General features: G+C 71.3%; 15 protein-coding genes. 1 reads left to right on the top strand and 14 read right to left on the bottom strand.

All coding sequences use genetic code 11. From position 1 onward, the window contains the following. Positions 1-50: 50 nt before the first annotated feature. From D3105_RS18655 to rplU, 7 genes are all read right to left on the bottom strand, one after another. Entirely contained in the window at positions 51-2,819 is a 2,769-nt protein-coding gene (locus tag D3105_RS18655; protein ID WP_118904284.1) for a CDP-glycerol glycerophosphotransferase family protein, read from the bottom strand. 217 nt (positions 2,820-3,036) lie between these two features. Beyond that, entirely contained in the window at positions 3,037-4,275 is a 1,239-nt protein-coding gene (locus D3105_RS18650) for a glycosyltransferase family 2 protein (protein ID WP_118904283.1), read from the bottom strand. A gap of 186 nt (positions 4,276-4,461) precedes the next feature. After that, a complete protein-coding gene (locus D3105_RS18645) occupies positions 4,462-6,573 on the bottom strand; it encodes a CDP-glycerol glycerophosphotransferase family protein (protein ID WP_240646944.1) in 2,112 nt (703 codons plus the stop codon). 226 nt (positions 6,574-6,799) lie between these two features. Next, entirely contained in the window at positions 6,800-8,299 is a 1,500-nt protein-coding gene (locus tag D3105_RS18640) for a bifunctional cytidylyltransferase/SDR family oxidoreductase (protein WP_118904281.1), read from the bottom strand. Between the two features lie 295 nt (positions 8,300-8,594). Further along, positions 8,595-10,031 carry a GTPase ObgE gene (gene obgE, locus D3105_RS18635; RefSeq protein ID WP_069736519.1) on the bottom strand — a complete coding sequence of 479 codons (1,437 nt, stop codon included), beginning with the start codon at positions 10,029-10,031 and terminating at the stop codon, positions 8,595-8,597. A gap of 144 nt (positions 10,032-10,175) precedes the next feature. Beyond that, positions 10,176-10,433 (bottom strand): 50S ribosomal protein L27, encoded by a 258-nt coding sequence (gene rpmA / locus D3105_RS18630; protein WP_006124388.1) that lies wholly within the window; start codon positions 10,431-10,433, stop codon positions 10,176-10,178. Positions 10,434-10,447: 14 nt separating this feature from the next. Further along, on the bottom strand, positions 10,448-10,768 hold the full coding sequence (gene rplU, locus D3105_RS18625) for a 50S ribosomal protein L21 (RefSeq protein WP_010062939.1): 321 nt from the start codon (positions 10,766-10,768) through the stop codon (positions 10,448-10,450). Between the two features lie 301 nt (positions 10,769-11,069). Between rplU and D3105_RS18620 the strand changes: the two genes are divergently transcribed. Continuing rightward, entirely contained in the window at positions 11,070-11,666 is a 597-nt protein-coding gene (locus tag D3105_RS18620) for an acyltransferase (protein ID WP_118904280.1), read from the top strand. A gap of 83 nt (positions 11,667-11,749) precedes the next feature. Here D3105_RS18620 and D3105_RS18615 read toward each other — a convergent pair whose 3' ends face one another. From D3105_RS18615 to D3105_RS18585, 7 genes are all read right to left on the bottom strand, one after another. Continuing rightward, entirely contained in the window at positions 11,750-13,033 is a 1,284-nt protein-coding gene (locus tag D3105_RS18615) for a nucleotide sugar dehydrogenase (RefSeq protein WP_118904279.1), read from the bottom strand. A gap of 5 nt (positions 13,034-13,038) precedes the next feature. Beyond that, entirely contained in the window at positions 13,039-14,658 is a 1,620-nt protein-coding gene (locus D3105_RS18610) for a glycosyltransferase family 2 protein (protein WP_118904278.1), read from the bottom strand. After that, positions 14,655-16,235 carry a glycosyltransferase family 4 protein gene (locus D3105_RS18605; protein WP_118904277.1) on the bottom strand — a complete coding sequence of 527 codons (1,581 nt, stop codon included), beginning with the start codon at positions 16,233-16,235 and terminating at the stop codon, positions 14,655-14,657. The genes D3105_RS18610 and D3105_RS18605 overlap by 4 nt, the downstream gene beginning before the upstream one ends. Continuing rightward, positions 16,225-17,244, bottom strand: a complete 1,020-nt coding sequence (locus D3105_RS18600) for a Gfo/Idh/MocA family protein (RefSeq protein WP_118904276.1) — start codon at positions 17,242-17,244, stop codon at positions 16,225-16,227. Before D3105_RS18600 ends, D3105_RS18605 begins: the two co-directional genes overlap by 11 nt. Then, positions 17,241-18,359, bottom strand: a complete 1,119-nt coding sequence (locus tag D3105_RS18595) for a DegT/DnrJ/EryC1/StrS family aminotransferase (RefSeq protein ID WP_118904275.1) — start codon at positions 18,357-18,359, stop codon at positions 17,241-17,243. Before D3105_RS18595 ends, D3105_RS18600 begins: the two co-directional genes overlap by 4 nt. Positions 18,360-18,692: 333 nt before the next feature. Next, the gene (locus D3105_RS18590; protein WP_118904274.1) at positions 18,693-22,904 is read right to left on the bottom strand and encodes an Rne/Rng family ribonuclease; all 4,212 of its coding nucleotides are present in this window, start codon (positions 22,902-22,904) and stop codon (positions 18,693-18,695) included. Between the two features lie 228 nt (positions 22,905-23,132). After that, entirely contained in the window at positions 23,133-23,915 is a 783-nt protein-coding gene (locus D3105_RS18585; protein ID WP_118904273.1) for a TIGR03936 family radical SAM-associated protein, read from the bottom strand. Positions 23,916-23,945: the final 30 nt, after the last annotated feature.

Raw genomic sequence — 23,945 nt, 5'->3', positions numbered from 1 at the left:
CGTGACGTCCACCGAGCGGAACGGGCAGGGGGCGGGGGCGGCCGGTGGGCTCAGCTCTGCTGCTCGTCCTTGACGGCGAGCATCCGGTCGACGACGCGGGCGGAGGCGCGGCCGTCGGAGGGCTCGCAGAAGTCGACCCGGAACTGGGCGTACTTCTCCTTGTACTCCTCGCTGACCGCGTCGATGTTCCGGATCGCGGAGACCAGGTCCTCGGAGGTCTTGATCAGCGGGCCGGGGGCGCGGGAGGTGAAGTCGAAGTAGAAGCCGCGCAGGGTGTCGCGGTAGTGCTCCAGGTCGTACGTGAAGAAGAGCATCGGACGCCCGGAGTGCGCGAAGTCGAACAGCACCGAGGAGTAGTCCGTGATCATCACGTCGGCGATCAGGTAGAGGTCGGCGATGTCCGGGTAGTACGTGACGTCGTAGACGAAGCCCTGTCCGGCGCCGGGGATGGAGTCGAGGACCTTGTGGTGCTTGCGGTAGAGCAGGACGTGGTCCTCGCCGAGCTCGCGCTGGGCGGCCTCGACGTCGATCTGGTTGTCGAGCTTGAAGCGGCGTCCGCCGTAGCGCTGGTCGTCGCGCCAGGTGGGTGCGTACAGGACGACCTTCTTGCCCGCGGGGATGCCGAGCTTCTCCCGTACGGCCGCGGCGCGCTTGACGCGGTCGGGGGCGTGGAAGACGTCGTTGCGCGGGTAGCCCGCCTCCAGGACCTCGCACTGGAGGCGGAAGGAGTTGGTCATGATCGGTGTGGTGAAGGCGTTCGGCGTGATGAACAGGCTGTACTGGCGCGAGCGCTGCGGGAGGCTCGCGATGTAGGCCAGGTTCGCCTTGGGGGTGCCGAGGAGGTCGGCGCCGATGCGCTTGAGCGGGGTGCCGTGCCAGGTCTGGACGACGACCTGGCCCTCGCGGCGGACGAACCACTCGCGGATGCCGCCGTTGGTGACGACGTACCGGCTGCGGGCCAGTGCCTCGTACCACTCCTTGCTGCCCCACTCGACGCCCCGGACGCCGGGCGGCAGCACGACCTGCTGGTCGTGGACCATCGCGATGTGCTCGACCTCGGTGCCGCGGCGTTTGAGCTCCTCGTAGACCGCGCGGGGCGAGTCGGAGAACTGCTTGCCGCCGAAGCTGTTGTAGAGCACGGCCTCGCGCAGCGGCAGCTTGCGCTGCTCGGGGGTGTAGACGTCGCGCATCAGGCGCTGGCGGTAGGCGCCGCGCAGCTCGGGGCCGAGGACCGGACCGGACTCCACGAAGATCCGGTCGAAGTCGACCCGCTCGACGGTGTACGTGCGGTGCTCGCCCCGGTGGGCCAGCGGGAGCGTGCCGACGAGGTCGGGGCGGAGGGTGACGGGCAGGTCGCGGGTGTGGTCCCACTCGGTGGTGCGGCGCAGTCGCGGCATCCAGCGGCCGGCGCGCAGCGGGACGGTGCCCTCGTAGGTGGGCATGGTGTCCGGGCGCAGCCGGGCGGTGAAGCGGCCGTCGGCGAACTCGACGGGCAGCGGGCGGTCCTCGTTGCGGCCGGTGTGGCGCAGGACCATCTTCATCTGCTCGGCGGGGCCGGTGTAGACGCCGGTCAGGACGAGTTCGCCGTCGGCGCTCCACTCGACGCCGTCGACGACCGGCTGGACCGTGCGGACCTGCGGGGTGAAGTTGCCGGCGCCGTCGGTGAGGATCGCCAGCTCGCGGCCCTCGGGCAGCGGGTGTACGCCGGTGACGGGGCCGGTGCCGTTGGTGGCGCGGCGGGTGGTGCCGTCGGCGAAGACGATGAGCGTGCGGTACTTGACGGCCTTGCCGGGCTGCACGCCGTCGACGGGCAGGGCGGCCAGGGGCAGCCGGGCGGTGTGGCGGAGCCAGCCGTCGGCGCCGGTCTCGCCCTGCTGGAGCGGGAGGTCGGTGGCGAAGCCGCTGGGCTCGTGGTCGATGCGCAGGGCGGTGGGGTACTTGCCCGCGGGGGTGGTGACGCGGGAGCGCAGGGTGACAGTGAGGGTGTCGCCGTCGGCTTCCTGGGCGATGATCTCGGCCGGGACGACGTCGACGGACAGCCTCAGCCGGTTGCGGTCGAAGCCGGCGACGAGGCGGACGCCGTCGTCGAGGATCCGGGTGAGGCTGTGTCCGGCCGCGCCCGCGTTGTTCTTGGTGATGCTGCCGACGGACATGCCGCCGGGGCGCGGGATGCCGATGCCCAGGCGCCAGGTGCCGGGCTGCCACTGGCCGCGTACCCGGAGGCGGGACGGGTCGACGGCAATCTCGAAGCCGGACCAGTCGTAGTTGTGCAGGGCGCCCTTGGCCTCGGCGGTGGCGCGGGGCTCCAGGACCGTGCGCAGCCGCAGCGGGAGGGTGGAGCGGCTGCCCTGGCGGCGGAGGACGGCGACGCGCAGCGAGCGCTTTCCGGTGGCCGAGGGGACGTTGGGGATGTAGGCGTAGCCCTTGATCTGGAGCTTGCCGTCCTCCCAGGCGAGGCCGAGGAGCTTGCCGCGTACGGGGAGCTCGCTGCGGTTGAAGTTGCGCACGGAGGAGGGGAGCGAGGAGCTCTCGACGCCGGGCAGCTCGATGCGGGCGCGCCGCAGGCCGCGGACGGAGAAGGCGCCCGGGTTCTCGCGCTCGTAGTGCAGCAGGTCGACCAGCTCGTCGCCGCGGCCGCTGGCCGCCAGGTGCCACTTGACCCGGGCCATCGGGGAGAACTGCCGGACGACCTTCGGGGCGGCACGGGCCAGGAAGTCCTTGGCCGCCCGGTGGAATTCGGGGCGCTCCTCGACCGGAGTCTCCGGGAAGTACTTCATGAGCCGACCGAGCTCGTCGGGGATCGCTTCGAGGGACGCCACGGGGGGAAGGCCTTTCCGGGGGGACGTGCAGATCATGAACCCCAGGAAGACGGGGCGTTAATGAGACGTGTTCAACGGTCTCATGGTTGCCCCACAGTATGGCGTGACGCCCCTCACAGGACGAACTCGCCCCAGGCGGCGCCCAGGACGGGGAGGAATGTTCGAAGGCTGACCGCGGCCCCCGGCGGGTGCTCCCCGCGAGCCCTCCGGCGCCCGGTCAGACGCGGTGTGCGCGGGGGGCGCGCAGGGCGCCGAGCACGGTCCGGCGGGCCTTGCGGACCACACGCCGGGCGAAGGACGGGCGGGGCCCCCGCTGCGGCGCCTCGATCCGCCGTCCGCCGACCCATTCCGTGACGGTCACCTCGTAAGCGCTGTCGGGGAGCACGGAGCTCTCGCCGAAGTGCGGGTAGGCGAGGTACGGACGGGGCGGGTTTCCCCGGCGGACGATCTCGGGCTCCTTCTTGTCGCGCAGGAAGGCGGCGATGTCCAGGAGCAGGTCGAGCCGGCCCGCGGCGAGGCACATCAGCCGCAGCCGTTCGTTCACCTTGAGGTTGCGGCCGAGCCCCGGCGTCCAGTACGCCTTCATCAGGGGGGCCGCCAGCGCCATCTTCCGCTCGTGGACCCGGTCCTTCTGCTTCACCAGTCCGGGGCCGAACTGCGGCAGCAGGGTGATGACGAAGGGGCGCACCATCAAGGCGTCGCGCCGGGGGCCCGGGGGCACGTACTCGGCGATGAGCCCCATGAGGGCGCGGGCCGAGTCGAAGCGGCGCTCGAAGCCGCCCTTCTTGGTCATCTGGTTGCGGTCCTCGCGGCCCACCAGGTAGTAGCAGGTGTAGTCGGCGACGACGGAGATCCCGTTGCCGCGCAGATACGCCTCCATCGTGAACAGGGCGTCCTCGCCCGTCTTGAGCTTCTCGTCGAAGGCCATGCCGAGGCGTACGAGGAGGTCGCGACGGAACAGCTTCTGCGCGCTCAGGGTGAATTTGATGTTGGAGGAGTACAGGTCGGCGCGCTCGACGGTCTCTTTCCACATCGACTTCGCGGCACCGCGATCGACGCCGACGATCTTCCCGAGCACCACGTCCGTGCCCGCCCGGTCCCCCATGGCGACCATGCGCTCCAGGGCTTCCTCGCCGAAGTAGTCGTCCGCGTCGAGGAAGAAGACGTACCGGCCGCGAGCGAGGTCGAGGCCCCGGTTGCGCGGGCCGCTGGGGCCGCCGGAATTCGGCTGCCGCACGACTCTCATGGGGATCGCGGTCCGGGCGGCGAATTCCTCCAGGAAGGCGCCCGTACCGTCGGTGGAGCCGTCGTCGACGGCGACGATCTCCATGCGGTCCGCGCCGATGGTCTGCGCCTCGACGGACTCCAGGCACCGGACCAGGTAGGGCATCGCGTCATACGCCCCGATGATCACACTGACATCGGGCTCGTGGTTCTTCCTGGGCATGTCGGCCATGTGCACCTGTCGATTTGATCACGAAAGGAGGCAGATTGCCCGACTATGCACTTTTTGTGCATCAACATGCCGAACGACCCGTACATCCCTCCCTCAAAAGAGACGTACGGGTCGTGATCGGGGTTGCTTTACTTTTCAGCCAGTTCGATCAGATGTGCGGCGTGCGACTGTGCGACTGAAAGGCGCTCAGCGCACGGACGAGGTCCCCTCGCTGAGAGCTGCCTTCGCCTCGCCCTCCGCCGCGTCGGCCTCCGGTGCGTCCGGGTCCGCCGTGGCGTCGGCCTCGACGGCCGCCTGCGGATCGCCGCTCCCGACGCCGCTGGTGACGGCCTCCGCGTCCGGTACCGCCACGGCCTGCTCACCGATCCGCTGGGCGACGGCCCGGTTACGGGCCTCGGCCTTGGCCGCCAGCGCCCGTACGGCGGCGTTGAACTGCTCCATGGAGGTCGGCTCGTCCGGCCCGAGGAGGTAGGTCTTCAGCTCACGGCGAGCATCCGCCAGCGTGTCCGCCGCCGGGTCGGCCACCGCGGCCAGCAGCGCGTCGAGCTCCTCGGCGCCGTTGGACAGGATGACCGCGGCGCGCACCGCGGTGTTCTGCCGCTTGAACTCCTCGGCTCCGAGCGCGGCCGAGTCGGTGACCGCGTACGGCTTGCCGCTCGCGATGAAGTCGGAGACCACACTGGAGATGTCCGAAACCATGGCGTCGGACTCGTTGAAGCAGTCGTAGAGCTTGGGCTGTGCGCCGGTCACCGTACGGTGCTCCCACCAGCCGAAGGAGCGCCAGTAGGCGTCGTTCCACTCGGCCCTCAGGCGTACGGTCTCCGCCTCGCGGACCGGGTCGGCGAGCGAGAGCCGCGACTCCTCCGCGTCGTCGCCGGCCGGACGGCCGGTGGCCGCGAGCTGCGCGAGCCGCGCCTCGATCCGGGCGAGCTCGGCCTTGGCGGCACTCTGTGCGGCGGCGGCCGACGAGGCCTCCTTCGCCCAGCGGGGCTCCGCCGCGCGCTCGGCGGCGGCCTTCTCCAGCATGGCTCGGATCCGGGCGTTGACGGCCTTGGCCTTGGCGCTGCGAATGCCGGTGAACGGGTGCGGCTTGTAGATGATCCGTACCGGGTCGGCGGCGTTCAGCAGCCGGCGCACGATGTTCTCGCCCGCCAGCAGCAGGGAGGTGTTGCCCGGGTTGTCGTCCCAGCCCTCCCAGGTGGGCGCGTACAGCACGGTCGGGATGGGGTTCTTGACCGCGCCCGTCCAGCTCTTGATGGGCTCCAGCTGCGGGCGCCCGACCTCGACGATGTCCTCGTCGCGGATCCCCACATCGGCCAGCGCGTACCGGTCGCGGCCGGCCCGGCCCGCCGTCCACACCTCGTCGTACACCTTGGAGTAGGGGTTCACGCTGGCGAGCTTGTCGCTGTCGCCGTGGCCGATGAAGACGTGCTTCATGGTCGGGACGCGCAGGATGTGGATGTTCTTGCCCACGTTCGCGGGGTAGAGGCAGACCCGGACCGTGGAGAGGTCCAGGTTCATCAGGTGGGTGCCCGCCGGGACGCAGATCACCGGGACCGAGGTCTCGGCGAGCTGCGGGACGAGACCGCGCTCCCGCATGATGATCAGCGGGCGGCCCTCGACCCGGCTCATGGTCTCCAGCCACATGTTGCCCTGGTAGGCGGACTCGTTGGAGCCGGAGAAGTAGAGCACCACGGTCGGCTGGTACTCACGCAGCCAGCTGTCGACGGCCTTGAGCACGGCGGGGGCCGGAGGGGTCAGTCGGCCGCGACGCACGAACGGGACGAGCAGCGCGAGGTAGGACAGGGCCAGCAGCAGCGTCAGGCCGATGCCCACGTAGCCGATGACGTCCTCGCCGGTCCCGGCGGCGACCAGCACGCCCGCCACGGCCGGGATGTCGAGGTGCAGCATCTTCTCCGCGGAGCGCCGCATCAGCGCGCCGGGCGGGGCGTCGGGGATGCGGACCGCGTGCAGGTCCACGTTGCGGGTGACGACCGGCATGGTGCGGCGGAGCCGGATCAGGGTCGCCATGGCCCCGTGCGGCGCCTGGAGCCCGTAGAAGAGCAGGAAGCAGGCCACCGCCGCGTAGAACAGCGGCGACTCGGCGAGGTCCAGGCGGGCCAGCAGCAGGATGACCATCAGCTGCCGGAGCAGGAAGCGGATCGACAGCCCGGCCCGCACCTTGCCCAGGCGGTTGATCAGATAGCTCCCCCGCTGGTGCAGATACCAGTCCGCGACGTACGTGACAGCTGTGGCCGCCGCGAAGAACCAGACGTTCGGAATGAGCGCGGCGAGCATGACGCAGGGATATCCCAGCCCCATCAACACTGCTGCCGCCAGTTCTGACCTGCTGCCCACACGGGCCAGGCGAATGGCTGTCGAGATCACGAAGAACCTGCTCCAGGGGGTGCCGGTTGATTCACGTATTGGCGGAAATGTGAAGGTGCGGCTTCACGCATTCGGGCCTCTGCCATCGCGCAAAGCGACGAACAGAGGCCCGGAAAAGCACATTTGTCAAGAATTATTACACATCTGCTTGACGGTCCAGCACGGAGGCCAGGGCCTGCTCGAAGCCGGAGGACTCTGCGGCGCCCGCCGTCGGGTCCTGCTGCCGTACGTCGATGACATGGCCGGTCAGCTCGGAGAGCAGGACGTCCAGCGAGGTGCGCGCGACGGCCTCCGAGGAGAGCAGCGAGCCCTCGGGCTCCTGACCGAACGCCTTGGTCCGCATCGGGGTCGCGGTGCGCTCCGGGTTCACGCAGTTGACCCGGATGCCCTCCCCCGCCCACTCGTCGGCGAGCGCCTGGGTGAGGTTGACCATGGCGGCCTTGGTGGAGGAGTAGAGGCTGTACTCGGCGCGGCCCCGGGTGTAGCTGCTGGAGGTGTAGAGCAGCAACTGGCCCCGGGTCTCCGCCAGGTACTTGTACGAGGCGCGGGCGATCTGCACGGGGGCCAGGTAGTTGACGTTCAGCGCTTCCTGGATCGTCGTGTTGTCGGTCTCGGCCAGCTTGCCGATGCGCAGCACGCCCGCCGTGTTGATGACGTAGTCGATCCGGCCGGTCTCGCCGTACGCCTTGGAGAGCGCGTCGTCCACGTGCTCCGGGTTCTCCACGTGCGTTCCCGTGGTGGAGCGGCCCAGCGCGTAGACCTTGGCGCCGTAGCTCTCGGCGAGGGCGGCGATGTCGGCGCCGATGCCGTACGAACCGCCGAAGACGACGAGGGTCTTGCCCGTGAGCAGCTCGCGGTAGGCGGCCTCGTCGGCCTGGCGCGGGGCGGCGGTGGAGGCCAGCTGGAAGAGCTTGTCGGTGATGAAGACGTCGACCGGCTGGGTCACCTTCATGTTGTACTCGTCGCCCGCGACCACGTAGATCGGCACGTCGGGGAGGTACTTGAGGACCACCGAACAGTCGTCGGTGGCCTGGAAGTTGGGGTCTCCCGCCGCCACCTCGTACGCCTTGCGGATCGTGGAGAGCTTGAAGGCCTGCGGCGTCTGGCCGCGGCGCAGCCGGGAGCGGTCGGGCACGTCGGTGATGAACTCGCCGTCCTCACCGTGCGTACGCGTCACGATGATCGTGTCCGCGGACGGGATGGCGACGTCGACGGCCTGGTAGCGCTCCAGCGCCTCGACGCAGTCCGTGATCACACGCTGTGACAGCAGGGGGCGGACCGCGTCATGGAAGAGGACGTTGCGGTCCTCGCCCTCTGCGAGGCCCTCGCCGAGGGCCGCGATGGCGCGCTCGGTGGTCTCGTTGCGGGTGTTGCCGCCCTCGATGATCCGGGTGACCTTGCGCAGTCCGGCCTTCGCGACGATCTTCTCGACGTCGGGGACGAAACCGGGCGCCATCAGCACGATGACGTCGTCGATGCCCTCGGCGTTCTCGAAGATGGACAGCGTGTGCTCGATGACGGCCTTGCCGGCGATCTTCAGCAGCTGCTTGGGGATCGAGAGGCCGACGCGCTGACCGGTCCCACCGGCGAGCACGACCGCTGTGGTCCGGGGCTTGGCTTCATGCGGCACAGACACAGACGACCTACCTTGCTATGACGGGGGAACAGTGTGATGGTCGCACTCTCCGTGACCGTCTCGCAAGGTGGACGTCGTCCGTCGCTCGCCCCGCGGAAACCCGCAGTTCACCCTCTGGCCAGGGAGGTTGGGCGCTGCCGAGGTGACACCCGGGGTGACCGACCCCACAGATGTGTTGCTCAATCCGCACATCTGCAGCACGTTCACCCGGCGTGACCGGCGGAAACCGCCTGCGCCCGGCCCCGAGGCTACCGGACGGCCCGCCTCCGCAGAGACGGGCCGGGGTGCGGAGCGTTTAGAAGGGGTCGAACTCGTCGTATTCCTTCTGGGCGTCGTCGCGTTCGGCCTCGCGGTCCTTGCGGCGCTGCGCCGCGGGGCGCGGGGCCTCCATGCGGTGGTCCTCGCCGCGGCGGCCGAGCATCTCCGCGCCGGCCTGCATGGTCGGCTCCCAGTCGAAGACGACCGCGTTGTCCTCGGGGCCGATCGCGACGCCGTCCCCGGCCCGGGCGCCCGCCTTGACCAGTTCGTCCTCGACCCCGAGGCGGCTGAGCCGGTCGGCGAGGTAGCCGACGGCCTCGTCGTTGTTGAAGTCGGTCTGGCGCACCCAGCGCTCGGGCTTCTCGCCGCGCACCCGGTAGAGGTCCTCGCCCTCGGCGGTGACCGTGAAGCCCGCGTCGTCGACGGCCTTCGGACGGATGACGATGCGGGTCGCCTCCTCCTTCGGCTTGGTGGCGCGCGCCTCGGCGATGATCCCGGCGAGCGCGTAGCTCAGTTCGTTGAGGCCCTTGTGGGCGATGGCGGAGACCTCGAACACGCGGTAGCCGCGGGCCTCCAGGTCGGGGCGGATCATGTCGGCGAGGTCCTGGCCGTCAGGAATGTCGACCTTGTTGAGGGCGACGATGCGGGGCCGGTCCTCCAGGCCGCCGTACTGGCGCAGCTCCTCCTCGATGATGTCGAGGTCGGAGACGGGGTCGCGGTCGGACTCCAGGGTGGCGGTGTCCAGGACGTGCACGAGCACCGAGCAGCGCTCGACGTGCCGCAGGAACTCCAGGCCGAGGCCCTTGCCCTGGCTGGCGCCGGGAATGAGGCCCGGGACGTCGGCGATGGTGTAGACGGTCGAACCGGCGGTGACGACGCCGAGGTTCGGTACGAGGGTGGTGAACGGGTAGTCCGCGATCTTCGGCTTGGCCGCGGAGAGGACCGAGATCAGCGAGGACTTGCCCGCGCTCGGGTAGCCGACGAGGGCCACGTCGGCGACGGTCTTGAGCTCCAGGACGATGTCGCGGCTCTCGCCCGGCTCGCCGAGCAGCGCGAAGCCGGGGGCCTTGCGGCGGGCCGAGGCCAGCGCGGCGTTGCCGAGGCCGCCACGGCCGCCCTGACCGGCCACGAAGGTGGTGCCCTGGCCGATGAGGTCGGCGAGCACGTTCCCGGCCTTGTCGAGGACGACGGTGCCGTCGGGGACGGGCAGGACCAGGTCCTGGCCGTCCTTTCCGGAGCGGTTGTCGCCGGCGCCGGGCTGGCCGTTGGTGGCCTTGCGGTGGGGGTGGTGGTGGTAGTCGAGCAGCGTGGTGACGGACTGCTCGACGACGAGGATCACGTCGCCGCCGCGGCCGCCGTTGCCCCCGTCGGGGCCGCCCAGCGGCTTGAACTTCTCACGGTGTACGGAGGCGCAGCCGTGGCCTCCGTTACCCGCGGCGGCATGCAGCTCGACGCGGTCCACGAAGGTGGTCATGGTGGGTGCCTCCAGGTACAGCGGAAAATGCGGAATTGTCTCTGTCGTAACACGCCGAGGGCGGACCCGCTTCCCCGTTCACCGGGAAAGCTGAGATCCGCCCTCGGAAGGTGCTGTGTGTCGTTCTGCGCGCGTCGAGAGGACTCAGACGGCGAGCGGAACGATGTTCACGACCTTGCGGCCGCGGTGCGTGCCGAACTCCACCGCACCGGCGGTCAGCGCGAACAGCGTGTCGTCGCCGCCACGGCCGACGCCCGCCCCGGGGTGGAAGTGGGTGCCGCGCTGGCGGACCAGGATCTCACCGGCGTTGACGGCCTGACCGCCGAAGCGCTTCACGCCGAGCCGCTGAGCATTGGAATCGCGCCCGTTCCGAGTGGACGATGCGCCCTTCTTGTGTGCCATGTGTTCTCAGTCCCTTACTTCGCAGCCGTGGGGATACCGGTGACCTTGATCGCCGTGTACTGCTGGCGGTGACCCTGGCGGCGGCGGTAGCCGGTCTTGTTCTTGTAGCGAAGGATGTCGATCTTCGCGCCCTTGTGGTGGTCCACGATCTCGGCCGTGACCTTGATGCCGTCCAGCACCCACGGGTCGCTGGTGACCGCGTCACCGTCGACAACGAGCAGGGTCGAGAGCTCGACCGTGTCGCCAACCTTGGCAGTGGAAATCTTGTCAACCTCAACGATGTCGCCGACAGCAACCTTGTGCTGGCGGCCACCGCTGCGCACGATGGCGTACACGCGGATCTCTCTCTCGCTCGGAACGGAACCCCTGATGCCAGCCGCCCGCACGGGCCGGGGCCCGTGTCGATCCGGAAGGATGAGCGGCCTCTCCTGGCGGACGGCGCGAACACCGACCGTTACCGGGAGGGATGTGCTCAGGGGTGGGCGCGTTAAGGAAACACACCGAGGGTCAAGGTTACGGGGCCGGGGTGTGGGGGTCAAACCGGGTCGCGGGACCGCAGGCGGGGCCCGCGGGCCGGGGCCGGCGAGCCGCCCGCCTTATGCTTTCCGGGCGCATCAGCTCTCCGAAAGGCATGCCGTGAACTACAGGGTCCAGCCCACCGCCCAGGTCGACGAGACCGCCGAGATCGGGGACGGCTCCAGTGTCTGGGAGCTGGCGCAGATCCGTGAGGGAGCGAAGCTCGGCGAGGGCTGCGTCGTCGGCCGCGGCGCGTACGTCGGCACCGGTGTGCGCATCGGCGACAACGTGAAGCTGCAGAACTACGCCCTCGTGTACGAGCCCGCCGAGCTCGGCGACGGCGTCTTCGTCGGCCCCGCCGTCGTTCTCACCAACGACCACAACCCGCGGTCGGTCGACCCGGACGGCAAGCAGAAGCGCGGCGGCGACTGGGAGGCGGTCGGCGTGAAGGTCGCCGAGGGCGCCTCCCTCGGCGCGCGCTCTGTCTGCGTCGCGCCGGTCCGTATCGGCCGGTGGGCGATGGTCGCGGCCGGCGCCGTTGTCACCAAGGACGTGCCGGACTTCGCCCTGGTCGTCGGCGTGCCCGCGCGGCGGATCGGCTGGGTCGGACGGGCCGGAGTCCGCCTGACCGAGCGGCCGGACGAGCCGGGCGTGTGGGAGTGCCCGCAGAGCGGAACGCTGTACGACGAGAAGGACGGCGTGCTGTCCGAGCGGTGAGGCACCCCTCCGCGGAATCGCGGAGCACACGGTGAGGGCGGGCGTCCGGCAGGACGCCCGCCCTCACCGTCTCTTCGGACGGCTCAGCCGCCGATGACGACGCGACGCACGCCCGCCCAGTTGGCCGGGTTCGTCGTACGGCGGCCGTCGACCAGGACCCGGACGTCCGGGAGGTCGGCGGCGGACAGCTCGCGGTACTCGGCGTGGTCGGCCTGGAGAACCGCCGCGGTGACGGCTTGGCCCTCGTGCGGGACGAGGCCCAGCGCGGTCAGCTCCTCCGGGGTGTACATGGGGTCCGAGACGAACGGCACCGCGCCCCGCGCCTTCAGCGCCTCGACGACGCCGAAGACACCGGAGAACGCGGTCTCCTTGACGCCCCCGCGGTAGGCCGCGCCCAGCACCACGACCCCGACGCCGTCCAGGTCGCCGTAGGCGGCGGCCAGCAGATCGACGGCGTAGGCGGGCATCGCGGCGTTGGCCTCGCGGGCCGAACGCACGACGGTCGCCTCCGGGTCGTTCCACAGGTACATCCGCGGGTAGATCGGGATGCAGTGGCCGCCCACGGCGATGCCGGGCTGGTGGATGTGGCTGTAGGGCTGGCTGTTGCAGGCCTCGATGACCTTCTTGACGTCGATGCCGTTCTGGTCGGCGAACCGGGCGAACTGGTTGGCCAGACCGATGTTGACGTCGCGGTAGGTGGTCTCGGCGAGCTTCGCCAGCTCGGATGCCTCCGCCGTGCCGAGGTCCCAGACGCCGTTCGGGCGGGGCAGGTCCTCGCGCTCGTCGAAGTCGAGGACGGCCTCGTAGAAGGCGACGCCCGCGGCGGAGGACGCCTCGTCGATGCCACCGACGAGCTTGGGGTAGCGGCGCAGGTCGGCGAAGACCCTGCCGGTGAGCACCCGCTCCGGGGAGAAGACCAGGTGGAAGTCCTCGCCGGGGGTGAGGCCCGAGCCCTCGGCGAGCATCGGCGCCCAGCGGGTACGGGTGGTGCCGACCGGGAGCGTGGTCTCGTAGCTGACCAGGGTGCCGGGCTTGAGGCCGGCCGCGATGGCCTTGGTGGCGGCGTCCATCCAGCCGAAGTCCGGGGTGCCCTCGGCGTCCACGAACAGCGGGACGACGACCACGACGGCGTCGGACGCGGCGACCGCGGCCGTGGTGTCCGTCGTCGCGGAGAGCAGGCCGGCGCCGACCGTCTCCTTCAGCTTGACGTCCAGGTCGTGCTCGCCGGGGAACGGCTCGGTGGCCGCGTTGACGAGGTCGACGACCTTCTCGTTGACGTCCGCGCCGATGACCTTGTGGCCCTTGGCGGCGAACTGCACGGCGAGCGGAAGCCCGATCTTGCCGAGCGCGACTACACAGATGTTCATCGGGGTTACTTCCTCTTCGACCTGGACAGCGTTCGGCGCAGCCGCGCGCCCACGCTGGGCTTCGGTTCCCACAGCGGGGCCGTCGTGATGACGAGACGGCCCTTCGTGTTCGGGCTCGCCGCGACACGGTGGGGGTCGGTGGTCCCCCAGCGGCGTGCCAGCGGCATCGGCTGCCCTTGGGTGCGGACCGGGATCTCGTACGTCGAGCCCGCCACGTCCACGTAGAGGCGGACGCCCCTCTTGGCCCGGGTGGCCGCCAGCGGGATGCGGGCGGTCAGCAGGGTGCCGCCGTCCTCCGCGGCATCGACGGTGAGCGTGCCGACGCGCTGCGGGCGCGGGGCGTCGGCCGGCAGCTTGCGCGCACCTGCCTTGTCGGCGCTCTGGGGCATGGCGCCCCGGGCCAGGGCGACGACGGCGGAGGAGGTGTCCCCCGTGATGCCGGCCCGCAGGTTCAGGACACAGAACATCTCCGTGCCGTGCTGGTCCCAGTCGGCCGACTCCAGGCGTGTACCGGCGGAGAGGCGGCCCGCCACCGTCTCGCCGAGCACCTCGTACCAGCGGTCGTCGAGGCCGACGGCCGGGTCCCTGAATCCGGGGTAGGTGGCGAAGGCACGGCCACCCTCCAGCAGGAAGGGCGGCGCTCCGTGCTCGGTCTCCTCCGCGATGGCGCGGGTGAGCTCCTCGACGGCGCCGCTGCGGGCGAGGCCGAAGCGCACCCGGCGCTTGACCCCGGTGCCGTCGCGCAGGCCGTCGGTGAAGTGGGTGTCCACCAATGCGCCGACGCCCTCGCACACCTGACGCCGGGTGTCGAGGTCGAGCGCGGGGAAGTCCTGCTGGAGCAGCTTGGACAGTTCCCAGTCGAAGTGGCGCTTGAGGACGGCGTCGCGCTGCGGACCCGCGGGGATCAGACCGGCCGTGTGCTCGATGATCCGCTCGACGCAGCGGAGCCTGGCCAGGTGGTTCGCCCGGTAGGTGATGTTGCTGGCGTCGCCGCGCTTGACCGCGTAGTAGCAGGTGTAGTCGGAGACGACGGAGATCTTCCGGGCCCGTACGCAGGCCTCGATGGTGAACGGCTGGTCGCTGCCGACCGGCATGTCCTCAGGGAAGCGGAGGCTGTGCTTCTCCACCAGTTCGCGGCGGAAGAGCTTGGTGTTGGCCAGGGTGAAGGGCAGTGCCGAGTCGTAGAGGCTGATGTCGGGGTGGTTCCCGTCGTACAGCTTCTGGTGGACGTACCGGCCGTTCGTGCCGACCATCTTCCCGACGACCACGTCGGCCCCGTTGGCGTCGGCGGCGGAGACCATCCGCTCCAGCGCCTCTTCGCCGAGGTGGTCGTCCGCGCCTATGAAGTAGACGAAACGGCCGGTGGCCACGTCCAGCGCCCGGTTGCTGGGCGCGGCGGGGCCGCCCGAGTTCGGCTGGTGGAGCACCTTCACGACGTCGGGATGGCGCTCGGCGTACCGGTCGAGCTCGGCACCGCTCCCGTCGGTCGACCCGTCGTTGACGGCCACGACCTCCAGCCGCTCCAGGCCGATGCTCTGCCGGATCAGGGAGTCCAGGCACTCCGTGAGGTACGGCATGGTGTTGTAGACGGCGACGACGACGGTGACGTCGGGCTCTCGTCTCATGCCATCACCTGGGAGTCCGGCTGTTGCGCCTTCACCGGCTCGGCACCGGTCAGACGTGTGTACACGCCGTCCAGGACCTCGGCCTGCGCCTCCCAGGTCCAGTTCTCCAGCAGCCCCTCGCGTGCGTAGGCGGCGCGGTACTTCGCGGGGTCGGCGAGCACCGACTTGACCGCCCGTACGTAGTCGGAGACGTCCTCGGCGGTGAACACCTCGCCCTGACCGGTCCGGGCGACCATCTCCCCCATCGTCTTGACGTCGCTCACGACGAACGGCAGACGGGCGTGGGAGTACTCGAAGAACTTGGTGATCAGGGCGATCTCGTGGTTCGGCCAGTGGTGGATCGGGATGACGCCCACGCTGGCCGCGGACAGGAAGGGGACCACCTGGTAGTGCGGCACGTACGGCAGGATGTGCAGCCGGTCCGAGACGCCCAGTTCGGCGGCTCGTTCCTTGAGTTCCTGCATGTAGGCCGAGTTGGGCCGCAGGACGACGAAGGCCACGTGCGTGCCGGGGAGCTGGGGCAGTCCCTCGACCATGATGTCGAGACCCCGCTGCGGGGCCGCGGCACCGCTGTAGACCGCCAGCGGGACGTCCGGGCCGATACCGCACAGCTCGCGCAGGTCGGGCACCGGCTCCGCGGCCTGCTCCGGGGAGACCTCGGCGTCCGGGGCGTTCAGCACCACCTCCGGCAGGGCCTTCAGACCGTGGCGCTCGACGAGCATCTCCGCCAGGGTGCCGGAGACCGTGGTGACGGCGTCGGCGTACTTGGCGTACTCCCGCTCGTGTCCGCACTGCGCGATGTGCCAGCGCGGGTGCGGGTTCCACGGCTTGATGCCGGGCAGGAACTCGTGCACGTCCCAGAGGAGCTTGACCTTGCGGCCCTTGGCCTCGGCGCGCAGCTTCGCCCGCGCGGCCACGCCGAGCATGCGGAAGTCGTTGGCGTGGATCACGTCGGGTTCGAGCCGGTCGATGACCTTCCCGTACGCCAGCTCGAAGTCCCACAGGGCCGGGTCGAGGCGCCGCCAGGCCCGGTCGCCCATGGTGCGGACCCAGAAGGCCGTGGTGAAGCGGTCCAGCGGCGAGTCCATGCTCTTGCGGCGCTGCGCGAGCGCCTCCGTGCGGCCGGCCCGGAAACGGACCCACTTGCTCAGCGTCTTGGCGAGCAGGCGCGGGGGCACCAGACGCACGGCACCGAGCGAGGAACCGTTGCGCCTGGCCTCGACGCTCCGGACGTTCAGCTCGGCGCGCCACGCCTTCATCCGCTGCTTGCGGTACTCCGCGAGCGGACCGGGCGGATACGCGAGAGGTGAGCGCAGAACGGCCCTGCGGTACTCATGACGGCGGCGGTGCATGGGCGTCGGCACATGCAGCAGGCGGACCTGGGCATCGCCCAGCCACCACTTCTGGGACTTCTTGGTGGGCGACTTGCCCAGAAGCACCACGTCCCACCCGGCCTCCGCCGCCGAGCGGGCCTCCTTCTGCACCCGGGAATCGCCGTTGACGCCGTTGTCGACGAGCATGACGATCTTTCCCCGGGAACTGCGCTCCGGCCCTGCGGCCGAGCTGTCAATCGCCATGGCGGGCAGGCTCTCCTGTCTCGAATACGACGGTCCGGCCACGGTTGGCCGAGTCGAGCAGCGATGTCGCCACCTCGACGGTACGCAGCCCCTGCCGCAGCGTGCAGATGTCGGCGGGCTTGCCCTGCACAGCGTCGCGGAACAGCTCGTGCTCGACAAGCAGCGGCTCGCGCTTGGGGATGGCGTAACGGATCATGTCGCCCTCGGCGACCCCGCGGAACGCGCGCAGCGCCTCCCACTCGGTGGCGACGGCGGCGTTCGAGTGGAACGTGAGGTCGGCGGTGAGCGTGTCGGCGATGAAGCAGCCGCGCTCGCCGGTGACCGAGGTGAATCGTTCCTTGAGCGGGCTCAGCCAGTTGACCAGGTGGTTGACCATCGTGCCGTCGGACAGCTGGCCCACCGCGGAGACCATGTCCTCGTGCGCGCGGCCCGACTTGGAGACGGTGTGCGCCGCGATCGAGGTGTACGTCTGGCCGGTGACCCAGCTCGTCAGGTCGATGTCGTGGGTGGCCAGGTCCTTGACCACGCCGACATCGGCGATCCGGTGCGGGAAGGGGCCCTGGCGGCGGGTGACGACCTGGTAGACGTCGCCCAGCTCACCGGCCTCCAGGCGGGCACGGAGCGAGAGCAGGGCGGGGTTGCAGCGTTCGATGTGACCGACGCCGGCGACCAGGCCGCGCGACTCGAAGGCGTCGACGAGGCGGCGGGCGCCCTCGACGGTGTCGGCGAGCGGCTTCTCGATCAGGGCGCTGACACCGGCGTCGGCGAGCTGGAGGCCGACCTCCTCGTGCAGCGCGGTCGGGCAGGCCACGACGGCGTAGTCGATGCCGAGGGCGATGAGCTCCTCGACGGTGGAGAGCACGGGTGCGCCCTGGGCCCAGCCGTTCTTGTCGCCCATCGGGTCGACGACGCCGACCAGTTCGACGCCCTCCAGGCTCGCGAGGACGCGGGCGTGGTGGCGGCCCATGGAGCCGAGGCCGACGAGCCCGGCCTTGAGTACGGCGGTCACAGGTTCTCCCCGAGGTCGTTCACGGCGGTGACGATGCGCTCCAGGTCGCCCTGGGTGAGCGAGGGGTGGACGGGCAGCGAGACGACCTCGGCGGCGGCCTTCTCGGTCTCGGGCAGGTCCCAGGTGCGGCCCGCCTTCTGGTCCGGCTCCCAGTAGGGCTTCAGCCGGTGGATCGGCGTCGGGTAGTAGACCGCGTTGCCGACGCCCGCCTCGGTGAGCTTCGCCATCGCGGCGTCCCGGTCGCCCTGGATGCGCACGGTGTACTGGTGGTAGATGTGCCGCGCGCCGTCGGCGACCGGCGGCGTGGTGACGGCCGGAGCGGTGATGTGGGCGTCGAGGTACGCGGCGTTGGCGCGGCGCTGCTCGGTCCAGCCCTCCAGCTTGCCCAGCTGTACGCGGCCGACGGCGGCGGACACGTCGGTCATCCGCATGTTGGCGCCGACGATCTCGTTGGCGTAGCGCTGCTCCATGCCCTGGTTGCGCAGCAGGCGCAGGGTGCGGGCCAGTTCGGCGTCGGCCGTGGAGACCATGCCGCCTTCGAGGGAGTGCATGTTCTTGGTCGGGTAGAAGCTGAAGGTGCCGCCCGCGCCGAACGCGCCGACCGGGGTGCCGTTCAGCGCCGCCGCGTGGGCCTGGCAGGCGTCCTCGACCACGGCGAGCCCGTGCTTCTCGGCGATGGGCATGAGCTTGTCCATCGCGGCGGGGTGACCGTAGAGGTGCACCGGCATGATCGCGGCGGTGCGCGGCGTGATCGCGGCTTCGACGGCGGCCGGGTCGAGCCCGAAGCTGCCGGGCTCGATGTCGGCGAACACCACGTCGGCGCCGACCAGGCGGACGGCGTTGGCCGAGGCCGCGAAGGAGAAGGAGGGGACGATGACCTCGTCGCCGGGGCCGATGCCCAGGGCCAGCAGCAGCAGGTGCAGGGCCGAGGTGCCCGAGTTGACGGCGACGCAGTGCCGGTCGTCGACCAGCCGCGAGAAGCCTTCCTCGAAGGCCGCGACCTCCGGGCCCTGCACGACGCGACCGCTGCGCAGTACGCGTACCGCAGCCTCGATCTCGTCTTCCCCGATGACGGGGCGGGCAGCAGGAATCGGCTGCTCGTTGATGCTCGACATGAACGTCCTCCTTGAACACCGCAAGAGCTCGTTACCAGGCAGAGCTTTGAGGTGCGGGACGCCTTACGAGGTCGCGCGTAACCCCACCGGCACAATGCCGACGCCCTGCCGAGGAATCCGGCCCGGCCGGCATCGCCGCCGGGCCTTGTCACCGCCTGTGAGTTCCGCCAAGAAACCTCACAAGTATGGCAACCGCCGTCACATTATCAGGGATTTCTTGACCCATTTCGGGCTCGTTAACCAGCCCCTGCATCAGTTCTGAAACAAAGCAGGTGTCCCGCCCCCACGTGCTCGGAACGGGACACCTGCTGTGAACAATCGGTTACGGATTCATCAGCTCGCCGACGACTCGCCGTCCGCCGAGGGCGCGTTGACCGTCACGGACGGCGACGACTGCTCGGCGGCGACGGTCTTCTTCGTCGCCTTCTTCGCGGCCGTCTTCGCCGTCGTCTTCTTTGCGGCGGTCTTCTTCGCGGCGGTCTTCTTGGCCGCCGCCTTCTTCGCCGGGGCCTTCTTTGCGGCGGCCTTGCGGGCCGTCTTCTTCGCCGGGGCCGGCTCCGCCGCCTCGGATTCCGCCGTTTCGGCGTCCGTTGCTCCGGACTCCGCGGATTCCTCGGGCGCCTTCGTCCCGGGCGCGTTCGCCTCGGGCGCCGGAGCGACCACGACGATCTCCGCGTCGTCCGACCCGGTGGGCGAGCCGGCCGGAGCGGTGACCTTACGGGTCACGCGGCGGCGGGCACGCGGCGGGGCGGCCACGGGGGCCTCGGCCTCGGGGGCCTGCTCCGCCGGGGCCGGGGCCTCGGCGGCGGGCGCCTCGACGACCGGGTCCTCGACCGCGACCGGCTCCGTGCTCGGCTCGGCCGGCTGCACCGGCTCCGCCGATTCGGCCTGCTTCGGCGAACCCGCCGGGGCGGTGGCCTTACGGGTGGCCCGACGGCGCGTACGGCCCTGGGGCGCGACCTCGGCCGGAGCCTCGGGGGCCTGGACGGCCTCGGGGGTTTCCGCGACCTCCGCGACCGGGGCCTCGGCGACGGGAGCCTCCACGACCGGGGCGGCTGCCTCGGCCTTCGGGGCGCCGGCCGGGGCCGACGCCTTGCGGGAGGCCCGGCGGCGGCCGCGGCGCGAGGCGGCCGCCTCGGCCTCGGCGGGGCTGCCGTAGAACTCGTCGTCCTCCCCGACCGCGGGCTCCACGGCCACCGGGGCGGCGACCTCGGCGGCCAGCTCGGCCTCGGTCTCCGTCTCCACGGGCTCGGCGGACACGTGATCGTCGGAGCCGTGGTCATGCTCGTGGTCCTGACCGGCGCCGCCGCGGCCACGCTTCTTGGACTTCTTGCCGCCGCCACCGCCGCCGACGGACGTCGGCTGCTCCATGTGGACGATGACACCGCGGCCGTTGCAGTGGACGCAGGTCTCGGAGAAGGACTCCAGCAGACCCTGGCCCACCCGCTTGCGGGTCATCTGGACCAGGCCCAGCGAGGTGACCTCGGCGACCTGGTGCTTGGTGCGGTCGCGGCCCAGGCACTCCAGGAGGCGTCGCAGCACGAGGTCCCGGTTGGACTCCAGCACCATGTCGATGAAGTCGACGACGACGATGCCGCCGAGGTCGCGCAGCCGCAGCTGGCGCACGATCTCCTCGGCCGCCTCCAGGTTGTTCCGGGTGACGGTCTCCTCCAGGTTGCCGCCCTGGCCGGTGAACTTGCCGGTGTTGACGTCGACGACGACCATCGCCTCGGTCTTGTCGATCACCAGCGAACCGCCGCTGGGCAGGTAGACCTTGCGGTCCAGCGCCTTCATCAGCTGCTCGTCGATGCGGTACGTCGCGAAGACGTCGACCTCGGAGGTCCAGCGGGAGAGCCGCTCGGTGAGGTCGGGCGCGACGTGCGAGACGTACCCGTGGATGGTCTCCCACGCGTCGTCGCCGCTGACGATGACCTTGGAGAAGTCCTCGTTGAAGATGTCGCGGACGACCCGGACGGTCATGTCCGGCTCGCCGTAGAGCAGCGTCGGCGCGTTGGAGCCGCTGGTGCCCTTCGCCTTCTTCTGGATGTCCTCCCACTGCTGCTGGAGCCGCTCGACGTCACGGCGCAGCTCGTCCTCGCTCGCGCCCTCGGCGGCGGTGCGCACGATGACGCCCGCGTCCTCGGGGACGATCTTCTTGAGGATGGTCTTGAGGCGGGAGCGCTCGGTGTCGGGCAGCTTGCGGCTGATTCCGGTCATCGAGCCCTCGGGCACGTAGACCAGGTAGCGGCCGGGCAGCGAGACCTGGCTGGTGAGACGCGCGCCCTTGTGACCGATCGGGTCCTTGGTCACCTGGACCAGGACCGACTGGCCGGACTTGAGCGCGGTCTCGATGCGGCGCGGCCCGTGGGCCATGCCGAGCGCCTCGAAGTTGACCTCACCGGCGTACAGGACGGCGTTGCGGCCCTTGCCGATGTCGACGAAGGCGGCCTCCATGGACGGCAGCACGTTCTGGACCTTGCCCAGGTAGACGTTGCCGACGTAGCTGGTGGCCTGCTCCTTGTTGACGTAGTGCTCGACGAGCACGTTGTCCTCGAGGACGCCGATCTGGGTGCGCTCGCCGTTCTGGCGGACGACCATCACACGCTCGACGGCCTCGCGGCGGGCGAGGAACTCCGACTCGGTGATGATCGGGACCCGGCGGCGGCCCTGCTCGCGGCCCTCGCGGCGGCGCTGCTTCTTGGCCTCCATGCGGGTCGAGCCCTTGATGGACTGGACCTCGTCGAAGCCGGTGCCCGGCTCGCGCTCCTCCTTCTTGCGCGGCTCGCGGACCTTGACGACCGTACGCTCCGGGTCGTCGGCGCCGTTGTCGGTGTCGACGGCGGCGTCACCGCTGCGGCGACGGCGACGGCGACGGCGACGGGAGCTGCTGCTCGAACCGGAGGCGGAGGAGTCGTCGTCCTCGTCGCTCTCCTCGGCGGCCTCCTGGGCCTGGCCGCGGTCGGTGTCCTGCTCGTCGTCGGAGCGGGGCTCCTCTGCACGGGCGGACGCGTCGTCGGTGGTCTGCTCGTCGTCCGTGTCGTTGGCCTCGCCACGGCGGCGGCGACGGCCACCACGGCGACGACGGCGCGAGGGACGGTCGCCGTACTCGTCGCCGTCCTCGCCCTCGTGCTCGTCCGCCTCGGCCTCGGGGGCCTCGTCGGCGGGCTGCTCGGCGGGCGTCCGAACCGGGGCGGCGGGCTCGGCGGCCTGCTCGGCCGCCTCGGCCTCGCCACGGCGGCGGCGACGGCGGCGCGAACCACCCTGCGGCGCGGCCTCGGCGGGCGCGGTGCTCTGCTCGGCCTCGGCGGTCTGCTGCTCCTCGGCCTCGTCCACCTCGTCGTACGGCGAGGTGGAACCGGCAGCCGCGGCAGCCGCGGCGGCGGTCTCGGGGGTCTGGAACATCGGCTCGGCGAAGACCGGGGCCTGGAAGACGGCGACGGCGGGGCGCGTCGCGCGGCGGCCCTTGCGGGTCGGCTCCTCGGTCGTGGCCGTGAACTCGGGGCGGCCGGCGGCGGTGGCGCGGCGGCGCTGGCGCCCGCGCGGGGCTGCCTCCTCGACCTCGTCCACCTCGGCGGCGAGCCCCTCGGCGACGGCGGCGGGCAGGCTCTCGCCGGTCTCGACGGGCTCCTCGACGCTCTCGGCGGCCTCGGTGACCTGCGGCGCACCGGCGGGCGCGGACGCCTTGCGGGACGCGCGGCGGCGGGTGCGCGGGGCAGGCGCCTCCTCCGTGGCCTCGGCCTCGGCGGCGGGCTCGGCGGCAGTCGGCTCCGGCTGGGCCACCGGCTCGGCGGCGGGCGCGGCGGACTGCGGCGCACCGGCCGGCGCGGAGGCGCGGCGGCGGGTACGGCCACGCGGAGCGACGGGCTCCGCGACCTCGGCGGCGGGCTCGGCGGCCGGGGCGGGCTCAGCGACAGCAGCGGCGGGCTCGACGACGACAGCGTCCTCGGCGGACTGCGGGGCGCCGGCGGGCGAAGTGGCCTTGCGGGAGGCGCGACGGCGGCGGGGCGCCGGGGCCTCGTCGGGAGTCTCCACGGCGACCTCGGTCTCTTCCTCGGCTGCGGGTTCCGGAGTGGGCTCGGCCGGGGTCTCGACGACCGGGGCGGGGGCCTCGGCGGACTGCGGCGCACCGGCCGGGGACGTCGCCTTGCGGACCGCGCGACGGCGGGTGCGCGGCGCCGGTGCGGCGGGCTCCTCGTCGGCGGCGGGCTGCGCGGGGGTCTCGGCGGCCGGGGCAGGCTCGGCGGTCTCCGCCTCCACCGGCGCGGGGGCGCCCGCGGGCGCGGTGGCCTTGCGCACGGCGCGGCGGCGCGTACGGGCGGGCGGGGCGGTCTCGGCGACCGAATCGCCGGGCGTGTCGTCCGTGGCCGGTGCGGCGGACGCCTCGGCCGGTATGGCCGGCGTGACGTCCTCGGCGGCGCTCACGGGGCCGCCGGGCGGGCCGGCGGGGCGGGAGGCGGCGCGGCGCCTGCGGCGCGGCGGCAGCTTGTCCCCGGGGGTGTTCTCTTCGCTGTTCCCGGTCGTGCCGGGTTCGTTCGGCTGAGGCATGCGGGCGGTTCTCCCGTCGTGCTCCCGGGCGCCGCGTCTGATTCCGGTCCGGCTCGGTCCGCAGTGGTGCGATACCGCCGTCCGGGGCGCGGGCGCCGCACGGGAACTGATGTCTGGCTCGCCGGTTCCGTATGCGGTGTGCGTACGGCCTGGCGAAAGTCTTGTGGGTCAGTGCGCGGCCCGACCCAGGTGGCTCCCGGGTCACAGGGCTGCGCTACAACGACCGCCTTACGCGGAACCTGCACCTTCCGGCGCCGTCGCGACGGCTGCCCCGGCGACCGCGGGATGTGCGGTCGGGGCGGCCTCGCGGTCGGGCGCGAGAGGGTCGGTCACCGTGCCGGACTCCTCGTCGAAGAGCCCCTGCGCCAGCCTCGTCACCGCGGCGGGGACGGGCGGCGCCAGGTCGGCCACAGCTCGGAGACCGGACAGGACGTCGTCGGGTCGCACGGCAGGTGTCACGTGCCGAACAACCAGGCGCAGTATCGCACAGGGCCGCTCACCCGGCCTATCGGCCGGAGCGTCGACGACCCGCAGGTCGGCGACGGCGGCGCGGGCGTCGAACGTCCGGATGCCGTTCTTGGCCTTGCGCTGGACCTCGACGGACTCGGCGTCGTTGAACGCGGCCACGGCCGTGCGGACGTCCTCGGGGTCGGCGCCGTCCAGGCGCATCTCCCAGACGGAGGCGGTGAGCCGTTCGGCCAGGCCCGAGGTGCGGGCCTCGACGGCGTCGACGATGTCGAGGCCGGCCGGCATGGACGCGTCGAGCAGTCCGCGCAGGACCTCGGGGTCCCGCGCCTCGGTGAGGGCGATCTCCAGGAACTCCGCCTCGCTGCCCGTGCCGGTGGGTGCGGCATTGGCGTAGGAGACCTTGGGGTGGGGCGTGAAGCCCGCCGAATACGCCATCGGCACCTCGGAGCGGCGCAGTGCCCGCTCGAAGGCCCGCTGGAAGTCTCGGTGGCTGGTGAACCGGAGGCGGCCGCGCTTGGTGTAGCGCAGGCGGATGCGCTGCACTGCCGGTGCGGGCGGCGGGCCTTCGGGCTG

Origin of the sequence: Streptomyces globisporus (assembly GCF_003501885.1) — a bacterium.
Classification (GTDB): domain Bacteria; phylum Actinomycetota; class Actinomycetes; order Streptomycetales; family Streptomycetaceae; genus Streptomyces; species Streptomyces globisporus_D.
Note: the sequence above shows the minus strand (reverse complement) of the source record. Positions and strands in the feature narration are given on the sequence as shown.

What these genes read in the sequence shown, in the direction of transcription:
- D3105_RS18650 (WP_118904283.1), bottom strand. Translation starts at nt 4,275, where the DNA reads ATGGCCGACATGCCCAGGAAGAACCACGAGCCCGATGTCAGTGTGATC.
- D3105_RS18645 (WP_240646944.1), bottom strand. Translation starts at nt 6,573, where the DNA reads ATGCTCGCCGCGCTCATTCCGAACGTCTGGTTCTTCGCGGCGGCCACA.
- obgE (WP_069736519.1), bottom strand. Translation starts at nt 10,031, where the DNA reads ATGACCACCTTCGTGGACCGCGTCGAGCTGCATGCCGCCGCGGGTAAC.
- rpmA (WP_006124388.1), bottom strand. Translation starts at nt 10,433, where the DNA reads ATGGCACACAAGAAGGGCGCATCGTCCACTCGGAACGGGCGCGATTCC.
- D3105_RS18615 (WP_118904279.1), bottom strand. Translation starts at nt 13,033, where the DNA reads ATGAACATCTGTGTAGTCGCGCTCGGCAAGATCGGGCTTCCGCTCGCC.
- D3105_RS18610 (WP_118904278.1), bottom strand. Translation starts at nt 14,658, where the DNA reads ATGAGACGAGAGCCCGACGTCACCGTCGTCGTCGCCGTCTACAACACC.
- D3105_RS18605 (WP_118904277.1), bottom strand. Translation starts at nt 16,235, where the DNA reads ATGGCGATTGACAGCTCGGCCGCAGGGCCGGAGCGCAGTTCCCGGGGA.
- D3105_RS18595 (WP_118904275.1), bottom strand. Translation starts at nt 18,359, where the DNA reads ATGTCGAGCATCAACGAGCAGCCGATTCCTGCTGCCCGCCCCGTCATC.
- D3105_RS18590 (WP_118904274.1), bottom strand. Translation starts at nt 22,904, where the DNA reads ATGCCTCAGCCGAACGAACCCGGCACGACCGGGAACAGCGAAGAGAAC.